Genomic DNA, 12339 nt, shown 5'->3' with positions numbered 1-12339 from the left:
TTGGTTTTAAAAAAAAATTTGACAGCTTTCTTCTATTAAGATAGCTTAAAGTTAACATCAAACGACAATGCTAAAGGCAAACACCTTCTTCTGGAAAAGTAAATCTCCAGGAGAAGGCCTTTATTTATCTAAATATTTACTTACTAAAAAAATTTTATAAAAAACAAAAAATTGTCAATAAGGTTACAAAAAATTACTTTTTAGCTTCTAATAATTTTTTTAGCATTTCGTTCACTTTCGCAGGGTTCAACTTTCCGCCAGAAAGTTTCATTGCTTGCCCCACAAAAAAACCAAATAGCTTTTCTTTACCAGAATAATAATCGGCTAAAACAGCGGGATTTTCATTAATAACTTGCTCACAAATTTTAGCAATTGATGTGTCATCAGAAATTTGAACCAAATTTTTAGATTTTACAATTTCATCTGGAGATTTATGAGTTAACAACATTTCTTCAAAAACTTCTTTTGCAATACGACCACTGATCGTGCCAGAGGCTTGCAAATTCAATAAGGAAACACTGTGTTCCAAAGAAACTGGTACTTCCGTTAACTCGTCAAGTGAAATTCCTTTATTCTCTGAGTAAACCTTACTTGCGCGCATGATATCAGTCATAAAAAAATTCGAAATTGCTTTGGGTTCCACTTTTCCTTCAAGCAATTTTACTAATTTTTCAAAATAGGCACTATTGATACGAGATGCTGTAATTACTTTGGCATCGTACTCAGGCAAGCTGTAATTTGAAATCAAACGCGCTGCTTTTGATTCGGGAAGCTCAGGCATGCTTGCTTTAACTTTTTCAATGCGTTCCTTAGTTACAACAAGAGGAGGCAAATCCGGCTCTGGAAAGTAACGGTAATCTTTTGCAGATTCTTTAGAACGCTGACTCACGGTTATATTTTTATCGCTGTCATAGCCTCTGGTTTCCATATAAATTTCACCACCAGATTCAATGACATCGTATTGCCTTTCAATTTCATAGGCTATGGCTTTTTCAATGTATTTAAAGGAATTTACATTTTTAATTTCGCAGCGACGTCCTAAAATTGTAGAGCCTTTGGGTTTAATGGAAACGTTGGCATCTGCTCTAAAGTTCCCTCTTTCTAAATCGCCATCAGAAATATCTAAATTAACAACGTAACTATGAAGTTTCTTTAAATACTCAGATGCTTCCTCTGGTGAAGAAAGATCAGGAGCACTCACAATTTCTATCAATCCAACCCCAGAACGGTTGTAATCCACCAATGAGCACGTACCCACGTGGATATTTTTACCCGCATCTTCTTCAATTTGAATGCGTTCAATTCCTATTTTTTTACCACTTGATAAAATGATTTCACCACCAAAGCAGATGGGTCTATCATACTGGGTAATTTGGTAACCTTTAGGGAGATCCGGATAAAAGTAATTCTTACGAGCAAAAACGCTTAACGTTTGTATTTCGCTTTTTAATGCAATTCCCATACGAATAGCTAAGTTAACAGCCTCTTCATTAATAGTTGGTAAAGCTCCTGGTAAACCCAAACAAGTAGGGTCAATATTTGAATTAGGCGCATCACCATAAGCATTTTTACTACAACTGAACATTTTACTATTTGTTGCCAATTGACAATGCACTTCAATTCCTATCACAACATCATACTTCTTCATTATTTCTGAAAGTTGAGGGTAATTGAGCAGATTATTTATACTCATAAATTATTTTGTTACCTTTCTTCAAGATTCATACTAAAGGTGTTGTTGCCACAAGGTGTTCTTTTTCAAGAGCAGCAGCAAAACCAATTAATTCGGCATCTTTTCCACGTTGTGCCATAAATTGTAGCCCAACGGGTAAAGCACCATTTTTAACAGGTGCAGGTACAGAGATTGCCGGAACTCCAGTTAAATTGGCAGGAATTGTAAATACATCGTATAAATATTCTTTTATGGGATCAAAAGCGTTTATTCCAAAATGAAAAGCACTCGCCGGAGATGTTGGCAGATAAATATAATCTACGCTTTTAAATGCTTCGTCAAATTGACGAGACATTAAATCTCTTACCGCTTGGGCTTTTCCATAAAAAGCATCATAAAAGCCTGCGCTCAATGAAAAAGTACCCAACATAATACGACGTTTCACTTCTTTGCCAAATCCTTCCGAGCGCGTACGACAATATAAATCAAATAAATCTTCGGTATTTTGCGCACGATGCCCAAATCGAATACCATCGAATCGGGACAAATTCGTAGATGCTTCTGCACAGGCAATTAAGTAATAAACACTTAATGTGTGTTCTAAGGAAGGAATTTCAATATCAACAAAAGTAACGCCACGTTTCTTTAAATTTTCTTCCAATTTAGAAAATTCAGCCATTACATTATCATCAACACCTTCTTTTAAAATGCTTCTTAAAACGCCTATTTTTTTACCTTTTAAAGAAACATGATTGAGCTGTGATTCATAACTTCCTTTCAAACACGTCGCGTCTTTTGAGTCTTCATGAGCCATTGTTTTCATAATGATGTCTAGGTCTGTTACATTACGCGCAAAGGGAGAAATTTGATCGAGACTAGAACCAAAGGCAACCAAGCCATAACGAGAAACGCGTCCATATGTAGGCTTGATCCCAAAAATACCACAAAACCCGGCAGGCTGACGCACACTTCCGCCCGTATCAGAGCCTAAAGTGAGTGGCGCAAAACCTGCAGCACAAGCGACAGCAGATCCCCCACTAGATCCCCCACTGACCCGAGAGGTATCATGAGGATTTTTCACCACACCATGAGCACTGTGCTCATTGGCCGAACCCATCGCAAATTCATCCATATTCGCAGTACCAATGAGAATAGCTCCTGCTTTTTCTAATGACGAAACGGCCGTTGCATTAAATTGACCTTTGTAACCTTTTAATATTTTAGAAGCACACTCTAATGGGAAGTTTAACTTTTGAATGTTTTCTTTAATAATAACAGGAACACCAAATAAGGTATGCTCATCTGTTGCTCTCGTCGCTTCTAATTCCTCAGCTTTTGCAAAAGCGTACTCTTTTTGCAAACTAGTTAAAGCATTTAATTCAGGATTGAGTTTTTCAATATTTTCAAAAAGATCTTTTAAATATTCTTTAGGAGAACTTTTTCCACTTTTAAAGTTTTTAGCCAACTCACTGGCAGAATGACTCTCAAGATTTGCTGTATACTCAGAAGCAAATTTATTTTTAAATTTCATATATTCAAACCCATTTGTTAAGTTGAAGGAGCAAGAATGGCAGGAACACGCACAAAAACGCCTTCACGTTCTGGAGCCTGATTTAAAAAGACTTGAGTTGCAATGGAGTTGTCCACTTCATCGGGGCGCAAACGCGAAATCGAGTCGCATTCCCCACGCGATTTCGCGTTTGCCATAACGAGAGCGGAACGGGCATCACCCGCAAAATCTTCAGGTAAGGGTAGATTTGCCAGTGCGTTAAATGCCTCTAAAATTTTAGCCAACTCTGCTTGGTAAATGGTTATCTCTTCTTCAGAAAGATATAGCCTACCTAATTCTGCAATGCGTTTTACCGTTTCACGAGAAAATTCTGTTGCCATATTAGAAAAATCCTTTCAAAGCCTTCAAATAGAACAAATTGACAAAGTAATCTGACAGGAGCATTGAATCAACTATCAAATGCAATTATGGATAAAATGGCTCATTTAAAATGGAGACACTTATGAGAATTGCGATATCAGGACATAGCGGCTGCGGAAACACAACAGCAACAACAAATGTTGGCAAAGCCCTACAGCTAAAAATAGTAAATTACACTTTTCGTGATTTAGCGCGAGATCTTTCTGTAAATTTTGAGGAATTACACAAGGAAGCATCATCAAATCTCATTTACGACTACCTTACCGATCTCACCCTCATTCGAAATGCTGTTTCAAATGAAAACATCGTGATAGGAACAAGACTGGCAGCTTGGCTCATGGATGCCGAACTGCGCATTTGGCTGCATGCCCCCTTAGAGGCACGTGCATCGCGAATCAACCGTCGGGAAACGGAAAAAGAATCCAGTTACGAGCAAGTTCTCTATAAAACTTTAAAAAGAGATGAGCAAAATAGAAAAAGATACTTAAGGCTTTATGGTTTAGATATTGAAGACCATAGCGATTTCGATATCACAATTAATACCGAAAAATTAACCGCCGATCAGGTATCAAGCCTCATAGTAGCGGCGGCAAAATGGGCGAAAAAGAGCCAACTTGAACGCAAAAACTTGCACTTAGCGCGCATCCAAGAAATAATTGCTGAAAATTTACAGATCCCCTTAGAAGCCGTGCAAAACCCAAAATATCCTGTCAATATTGTGGAAATATTTCAAAACTTAAAAAAGGTGAAGTGAAGATTTTTAGGTTAGGTAGAAATCGGATGTTAACATAATATTTGTTCAATCTACCAAGCTTAAAATATCTTGCCAGGCTTCAATAACATTTTTTTCTGTTAAGTTAGTTTGGCCTAAGGAAAGTCGCAAAACAAATTTTTCATTTAATTTTGTATGTGACAAATATAATTTTCCAGACTTGTTGATTTTATCCATAAATTTATAATTTAATTCGTCACTTCCTTTTAATCTGAAACAAATAAGAGCGAAATATCTATTAGCCATAAATTCAAACCGATTATCTTCTTTTATTATATTTTCTAATTTTTTTGCATATTCAATATGTGAACGAATCATATTTTGTAATCCTTGTATGCCATACCACCGAATTACAAACCATAATTTTAAACTACGAAACTTTCTTCCTAAACCTAAGCCCCAATCTCGAAAGTTAACAACTGCTTTAGAATCATTTGTTTTTAAATATTCAGGCAATATTTCAAAGGTATTTAAAAGCTCATTCTTGTTACGTATAAAAAAAGCGGAACATTCAAATGAAGTAAAAAGCCATTTATGAGGATTAAATACAATACTATCCGCCTCACAAATTCCTATGGCCATTTCTCTAATTTCAGGAAGAATAAGAGCAGAACCAGCATAGGCAGCATCAACATGAAACCAAATTCCATAATTTTTAGATAATTGGGCAATTTCTTGTAAAGGATCAATAGATGCAGAACTGGTTGTTCCAAAAGTCCCTACAATAAAAAAAGGTTTGAATCCATTTTTGATATCATCTTCAATAGTTCTTTTTAATATTTCAATATCCATTTGTTGCTTTTGATTAATTGGAATTTTTCTTAAATTATCACTTCCAATACCAATTATTTTTGCAGATTTTTCCACTGAAGAATGAGCATCAACAGAGCAATAAGCTACTAATTTCAGATCTTGAATACCGGTTTTATTAGTAGTAAAATTCGATATTTTTTCACGCGCCACCGTCATTGCAATCATAGTAGAACTCGATGCCGAATCTTGAATAACACCTGTAAAACAACTCGGTAATCCAATCATCTTACGTAGCCAATCCATCACACAAATTTCAAGTTCGGTAGCTGCTGGTGAAGTTACCCAACTCATACCCTGAACTCCTAAAGCACAAATAACCATTTCAGCAAGAAGAGATGGAGGACTTGTATTTGAAGGAAAATATGCAAAAAATTTAGGATGTTGCCAGTGCGTAATACCTGGTAAAATAATTGTCTTAAAATCTTCAAATATTTTTTTAAAATCTTCGGGAAATTCTTCGGGATTTTTTGGAAGCTGATTCAAAATTTCACCAAATTCAACCTTTGGTAAAACTGATAATTTATGAATATTTTCATTATAATATCCGATCCAATCTGAAACTAAATTAATTGAATCCGTTAAGTTATGAGTAACCATTTTATAAACCTTTTTTAATTCCATAATTTTAGTGATTGTTTTGATTTATATCCAATAAAAGTTTGCTCACTAATCCTATCTTCACCCTCAAATGCACCAATTGCGTGCGGTCTTCTGCAGTTAAAAATAATAAGATCGCCCGTTTTAGGTGTGATTTTAATTGAAGTTGGCAATTGTTCTCTCCATTTTTTAGGCGCATTAAATAAAGGAGGTAAAGGAGCAACATCCCATATTTCTAATTCACCGCCTACATGAGGTACTTTTAAATAAATATTAGCAGCAAATTGTTTATCTAAATTAAAATATTTTTCAGGTAATGCATCAAAATGTGGTTGTTCCGCGCTCATGTAAGATAGTTTTGCTTTTGCGATTCGTGCAATACCAGTTAACATTTTTTTCCCTTGAAAATGTGCAACATTTGCTCCGTATTCATATTGTTCGTCAAGTTCTAATCTGAGCTTATCTATCGATGTGACAGCCGGTTTGGCAAATTTACGGAGTCTTTCACGGGAAGGTAATATTTGGTCATAATATTTATGAACAATTTCAGATTCAAAACTTTGATTATATGTCAAATTAAATGGAACCCCCAATCTATCAACGCCAAAATAATAATTAACTATTTCTTTATTTTCAATATTTTCATGCATATATTTTTCAGATTCTTTGCTTTTTAAAATATTTGATGATAATTGAATACAACTTTCATGAGCATAAAATTTCTCCACAATTAAAGCAAGTATTTCATCCTTAATTAAGGAGTTAATATCTTTAGAAAACAATTTATTTGCTATATGTATTCTTTTATATAAAGACATATGAAACCTCATTTATATCATGAGAAATTTAAAATTATATAAATTTTTTTACCGTAAGTTTTTTCTTATTTTCAAATATCAAATTTTTTTTTTAAAATCAAATTTTTTAATGAGAAATTAGCTTTAAGCTACCATAATCAATATTTTTTTAAAACTTTATTTGTTTTTAAAGAATTTTCGCCAAAGAACATAATAAATAAATACAAGCTCGTAATTGTTGAATTTCTCTTACATGACGTTTATTCGACTTTAAAAAACAAGAAAAATGAACAAATTGAGAAGAATTCAAATCCTCTACATTTTTCCAAGAAAATTTTGCAAGTTTTTTTTCAAATTCTTCATAATTTAAAAATTTAGATTTCCTAAATGAAAGTAATAAATAAAATCCTTCTGGAGGATTTTCATATTTTAAATAGGGATCAGATGGAAAACCATATTCTGATAAACAGATATCTGCTTCCGTGAATTGAAAACTATTTGTTGATAAGTACTCCAACATTAATAAAGGTTCATTTTTTTCATTATTTAAAATATTATGAGGAATTTTAAAAATATTTTCTTTAATATTTCTTGATGCTAAACAAAAAGACCCTGCAAAAAAACGGGGATCATGACTAATAGAGCTAAATTCTTTTGTCAAATATCCTGCACTTGAGTTTTCAATAAATGAAATTTTTAGATTTTTTTCTAACAAGGTAGAAATAATATATTGAGCCACTTTTTTATCTTGTTTATATATAATATATTCACCAAAAGCAGAATCGACAGCACAATTAAATACATCATTTAAATATTTTTCACATTCCTCTTTATTTTCTTTCGATTCTGGAAATAAAGTTACAGAATATGAAACGTAATTAGGGTGTGCCTGATAAGAAATTGAAGCATTTTGAAACTTATTTAATAAAGCTTTTTCTGCTTCATTAATAGCTGTTTGCATAAAGGACTCACCCATAAAAAAGACTTGCCAACTTTGCATTATAGGTGGCAAAGAATTATTCGATAAATGGGGTAATACATATTCTAAAAACATCACTTCCATTTCGTAAGGAACACCTGGCATACTATAAATTGTCACCTTTTTCCCATTTTTTTCACCTGATACTGAAAATCCAGCAGCCGTTCCTAATTTATTTGGTAATAATTTACAGCCTTTTGGTAAATTTGCTTGTTTTTTGTTACTTTCAGGAATAGAAGTTCTTCCTGATTTTATAAAAAAATCGGCGCACGCATCCCAAGCTTCCTGATTAAACTCTAGTGGAATGTGAAAGAATTTTGCCACCACATCTGCTGTTAAATCGTCAGATGTAGGGCCTAATCCTCCGGTCATTAAAATCACATCTGATTTACTTGCGAGATAATGAAGACACTCCAATAAATCGGACTCCTCATCGGCACACATCATAGACGCACGAACAGGTATACCAAGTCGCCTTAAATGCATACCCATAAAAGGACCATTCGTATCTTTTGTTTTTGCAGATAATACTTCATTTCCAGTGATTAATAATCCCGCTGACTTCATGAAATCATTCTCCCGCTATATATAATTATTTCAAATATTAAAGTTTTTATTAATAACTCGGATCCCAAGTTTTATTTTTCTCATTATAAATTAAAAATTGACCATTATTTTTGTAAATATCATGGATATTTTTTATCGAAAATAATTCTCCAATTTGTGATGCACTCTTTTCTACAGATATTTTTCCGCCAGGATTTAAATCAGTTTTTACACTTCCAGGATGAAAGCTAATTATAGATATTTTTTTATTTTCCATTTCACTTTGTAAAGCAGCTTGTTTTGCAAATTGAGTGACTGTCCTTTTTGACATGCGATACGAAGCATTTAAATAGGAATCTCTTTCAGGCTGACCCATGGTACTTGAAACGAGAGCAATAATAGAATTTTGATTCATAATTTCTTGAAAGACACGAGTTGTTTCGATGATGCCGAAAACATTTGTCTCATACACATGCCTGATTTCAGAAAAATTCAAATCTAATGCATTTAAATCATCTGAATTTTCTAACGATGAAATACCTGCATTTTGAATTAATAGATTTAATTTTACAGAATTTCTTTTTAAGAATTCCTTTAAATTTAAAATTGAAAATGAATTTGAGACATCCAAATAAAGTGAATCAAAAATATTTTCATGATCAAAATTAATTTTAGAACGAGATGTCGGAATTACAGCGTATCCTTCCTTAGCAAGTTGCTTTGCCATGGCAGCCCCAATTCCCCTTGAAGATCCTGTAACTAAAACAAAGCCCGATGGTGCTTTTTTAGACATAGCTTGAAGCCAATTTTGTAACTTATTCGAAATTTTATTTTCAGGATCCCAAATATCGATTTCTTTTTCATTCACAATGAGTTTAGGTGTAATAAAGCAACCTGATTTTTCAATCATGGCACTAACACCACAGTACTTTGTAAAACTCAACTGTACACAATAAGCAACTCTTTCAATATTGATATTTTCCCCTGTTACTTTATAGGTCATGAGACATTCTTTAAAGACTTTAGGAAGAGTTTCATTTTGTATTGCTTCACATTCCACAGACAATTTTTGCAAAGGTTGACGCATTTTTTGTAAATTGCTCACAATATCGACAGATGTACAGGCGGCCATGCCTTGTAAAATAACCTCCTTAGGGTTAGGAGCTATTTTTGCTGTATTTTCATCGTTTTTAATGGCAATATCAATATTATTTCCTTCTTCACAGGTGCTATAAAATTCCCAATTATTAGGAAAAGGCCTGGCATACCAATGGGTTTTTACTTTCATCATATTCTCCTCAAATTCTAATTATATTATTTTAATTTACATTGCATGAAGTTTTCCCTCTTGAAAAACATGCATAATTTTTAATGTATTTTTTTCAAGCACAACAAAGTCGGCGTCGAATCCGGGTAATATTCTTCCTTTTTTAATTGAAGATTGAGGATTGTCAATTCCTAAACATTGTGCTGCATTTGTTGAAGTCATTTGCAAAGTTTCTTCTAATGACGCAAGGTTATTTTGATAAATATTTAATAAGGCATCATAAACTGTAATAGCGGAACCAGCTAAAGTACCAGCAGCATCGAGATATTTGCCCTCTTTTACAAATATTTTATTATTTCCAATATAAAATTCTTTTAAATTTGTCCCAATGGGAGCCATAGCGTCGGATACCAAAATAAATTTTCTTTTTGATTTCGCTTTAAAAGCAAGCTTGAGAGTATCAAAACAAACATGATGCCCATCTGCAATAATACCACACCAAATTTCATCATTTAATAATGCCGCCCCAACAATTCCTGGTTCCCGACTTCCCAAAGGAGAACAGGCATTAAATAAATGAGTAATACCTTTAACTCCTAAAGAAAAAGCGTCTTTCATCTGTTGGCATGTGGCATTACTATGACCAGCAAATATAATAAAATTATTTTTTATTAATTTTTTCAGAAACTCATGATTTATTTTTTCAGGTGCCAATGTGATTAATTTAATCCCAGAAATTAATTGAAATAAATAATCAATTTTATCTTCTGAAGGAGTACGAATAAAATCGACAGGATGAATTCCTTTTTTATCTTTGTTTAAATAGGGACCTTCTAAATGCACTCCTAATATACCGGGTATTTTTTGCTGTATAGCTTTGTTAATACAATTTATTGCAAGTATAATTTTACTGTTATCATCGGTAATAAAAGTAGGTAAAAATGAAGTTGTCCCAAATGACAAATGCGCCTGCATAATTTGTTTTAATCCAGATATTGTTTGGCTTTCATTAAAAAAAACACCACCGCCACCATTTAATTGGATATCAATAAATCCAGGACAAAGAATATTTCCATTTAAATCAATTTCTTTTATTTTTTTAGTATTTTTTTTACTAGAAATATCTGCAATAGAATTATCTTTAATATAGATTTGTTTCTTTTTTAAAAATTTTTCTCCGTTGAATACTAAGGCATTTGCAAGACAAAACATATTTCGGCCTCTTTTTATAAATATCAATCATTCCGATTGACTGATATTTTTTCTTATCATAAGAAGAGCGCCGTCGCACGCATCACCTTTGGGTGATACAAGTCTTTTTTTATAAGCAGGTTTTAAATAATCTATAATAAATGGGACAACTCCCCCGACTAAAGAATAGGGAAGATTTTTATCTAAAGCTTTACCTTGTTTATCAAATGCTAAAAAAATATTTTCCACATGTTTTGCAGAACGTTTTAACAACTGTATAGCAAGTTTATCGTTTTTATCTGCAAATTTAAAAATATCTCTCGCTAATTCTGCATATTGACTGGCATTGGCATAGCAAGCCCACTGAGTAATGTCCTCAACCTTCGTTCCTAATTTTTTTCTTAAATGAATTAGCAAAGATGAATTTTCCAGAAGACCATCACATTGATATAACAGACTCCGAACCGCCTCTAATCCAAGCCAAGCGGCTCCTCCTTCATCCCCATGAGGAAACCCCCAGCCTCCCACTTGGCTCTTCCCTTTTTTTGTAATTTTGAGGCCAACAACTCCTGTTCCTACAATTATGACGCATCCAAAATGTCCTGAATGTGCGCCGAGACAGGCGACATAAGCATCAGATTGAATAATACAATTTGCAAAAGAGTGTTTTAACTTTGCTAAAAAACCTTCCCGCGCCGATTGAACTTCATATCCTGCCAAACCCATTCCGACATGCAAACGTATATTTTTTTTGTTTTTTAAGTCTGCTTTTTGAAGAACCTGATCGAGAGCATCTTGAATGGAGCGACAAGCGACATCAACTGATAAACGAATATTAGCGGGCCCGGAAAAAGCTTCGGCAAGAACTTTTCCATCGGAGGCTTCTAGTCGAAGATGAGTTTTACTTCCCCCGCCATCAACACCAATGAAAAAGTCGTTGCGCATTTCTAATCTTTTTCCTCAACAACACGACCATTTAAAGCTTGTAAAGGCCTTGCGTCCATAGGAAATAATTTTTTAAATTTCTTGATTTGATCGGATGACACCTCAATTTTATCTTTCATCACATACCAACTCACTATTTCCGCACAGCCTGGAGTCGTTAATGAACCTTGATAAGTATAATATTCATCATCCTTCGGTAAGAAATTCATAGGATTAATTTTTTCTCCCGAAACAACAGACTCGGGTCCTTCTTTTTTTGGAAAATTATTAAATAACCCAGCCAATGATTTATTTTCTTTCCCTTTTTTCATCAATACACCTACAACCAGAAGTGAACCATCCTCTTTTTTATTGACAAAATGAACTTCCATGGCAGTACGCTTACCATCAAAAGCATGCTCACTCGGGGTATGAAAATGGAATTGTAAAAGTTCTGCTTTTGTATCTCCAACCATTACCATACTTCCTTTTGGATAGTTTACTTGAATCGTATGTCCATTATTCAAAACTTTTAGTGGAACTTCCAAATAGGAGAAATCAATTTTAGGTAATGATTTATTATGATTAACATTTTTTTCAATAAGATCGATGGGAGACTGCTTTTTACCTGAGCTACAAACAATATTTGCTTTATCTAGTTTTGCCCAATTTGCGGGGCCATTTTCACCAAAATAACTCCAATGGGCGGCTTCGTGAGCAGCTTCAGCAGAAGCTGCTGAGTTCATACACAAAAATGCAAAAAAACTGGTAACAGCAAAGGGAATAAATAGCTTATTTATTGACATTTTTATCCTTTCACAATAAAATTTACGAGCAATAGTCCCTGCATT

The 12339-nt window shown here is 33.6% G+C and carries 11 protein-coding genes; 1 reads left to right on the top strand and 10 read right to left on the bottom strand.

Annotated features, from left to right (window positions below; all coding sequences use genetic code 11):
* Positions 1 to 193: 193 nt before the first annotated feature.
* The 3 genes from gatB to AXG55_RS04715 are packed head-to-tail and all read right to left on the bottom strand — an operon-like array spanning position 194 to position 3562.
* A complete protein-coding gene (gene gatB / locus AXG55_RS04725) occupies positions 194 to 1693 on the bottom strand; it encodes an Asp-tRNA(Asn)/Glu-tRNA(Gln) amidotransferase subunit GatB (RefSeq protein ID WP_233231383.1) in 1500 nt (499 codons plus the stop codon).
* A 28-nt stretch (positions 1694 to 1721) separates the two neighbouring features.
* On the bottom strand, positions 1722 to 3203 hold the full coding sequence (gene gatA, locus AXG55_RS04720; RefSeq protein WP_148696979.1) for an Asp-tRNA(Asn)/Glu-tRNA(Gln) amidotransferase subunit GatA: 1482 nt from the start codon (positions 3201 to 3203) through the stop codon (positions 1722 to 1724).
* 17 nt (positions 3204 to 3220) lie between these two features.
* Entirely contained in the window at positions 3221 to 3562 is a 342-nt protein-coding gene (locus tag AXG55_RS04715) for an Asp-tRNA(Asn)/Glu-tRNA(Gln) amidotransferase subunit GatC (RefSeq protein ID WP_148696978.1), read from the bottom strand.
* Between the two features lie 122 nt (positions 3563 to 3684).
* Between AXG55_RS04715 and cmk the strand changes: the two genes are divergently transcribed.
* A complete protein-coding gene (cmk, locus tag AXG55_RS04710; protein ID WP_233231382.1) occupies positions 3685 to 4356 on the top strand; it encodes a (d)CMP kinase in 672 nt (223 codons plus the stop codon).
* A 45-nt stretch (positions 4357 to 4401) separates the two neighbouring features.
* Here the strand turns inward: cmk and AXG55_RS04705 are convergent, their stop codons facing one another.
* The 7 genes from AXG55_RS04705 to AXG55_RS04675 all read right to left on the bottom strand — a co-directional run bounded on the left by AXG55_RS04705 (position 4402) and on the right by AXG55_RS04675 (position 12294).
* Positions 4402 to 5784, bottom strand: coding sequence for a pyridoxal phosphate-dependent decarboxylase family protein (locus AXG55_RS04705; protein ID WP_233231381.1), 1383 nt, complete (start codon positions 5782 to 5784; stop codon positions 4402 to 4404).
* A 14-nt stretch (positions 5785 to 5798) separates the two neighbouring features.
* Positions 5799 to 6602: a 2OG-Fe(II) oxygenase gene (locus AXG55_RS04700; protein ID WP_233231380.1), complete on the bottom strand. Its 804-nt coding sequence runs from the start codon at positions 6600 to 6602 to the stop codon at positions 5799 to 5801.
* A gap of 166 nt (positions 6603 to 6768) precedes the next feature.
* Complete coding sequence (locus AXG55_RS04695; protein ID WP_148696974.1) at positions 6769 to 8127, bottom strand: competence/damage-inducible protein A; 1359 nt, start codon at positions 8125 to 8127, stop codon at positions 6769 to 6771.
* Between the two features lie 49 nt (positions 8128 to 8176).
* Entirely contained in the window at positions 8177 to 9394 is a 1218-nt protein-coding gene (locus AXG55_RS04690; RefSeq protein WP_233231379.1) for an SDR family NAD(P)-dependent oxidoreductase, read from the bottom strand.
* A 36-nt stretch (positions 9395 to 9430) separates the two neighbouring features.
* Entirely contained in the window at positions 9431 to 10585 is a 1155-nt protein-coding gene (gene nagA / locus AXG55_RS04685) for an N-acetylglucosamine-6-phosphate deacetylase (RefSeq protein WP_148696972.1), read from the bottom strand.
* A gap of 27 nt (positions 10586 to 10612) precedes the next feature.
* Positions 10613 to 11509, bottom strand: coding sequence for a glucosamine kinase nucleotide-binding domain-containing protein (locus AXG55_RS04680; RefSeq protein WP_148696971.1), 897 nt, complete (start codon positions 11507 to 11509; stop codon positions 10613 to 10615).
* Positions 11510 to 11511: 2 nt separating this feature from the next.
* Positions 11512 to 12294, bottom strand: a complete 783-nt coding sequence (locus AXG55_RS04675; protein WP_148696970.1) for a carbonic anhydrase — start codon at positions 12292 to 12294, stop codon at positions 11512 to 11514.
* Positions 12295 to 12339: the final 45 nt, after the last annotated feature.

Source organism: Silvanigrella aquatica (assembly GCF_001907975.1).
Lineage (GTDB): Bacteria > Bdellovibrionota_B > Oligoflexia > Silvanigrellales > Silvanigrellaceae > Silvanigrella > Silvanigrella aquatica.
This window is presented reverse-complemented; position numbering and strand designations above follow the sequence as displayed.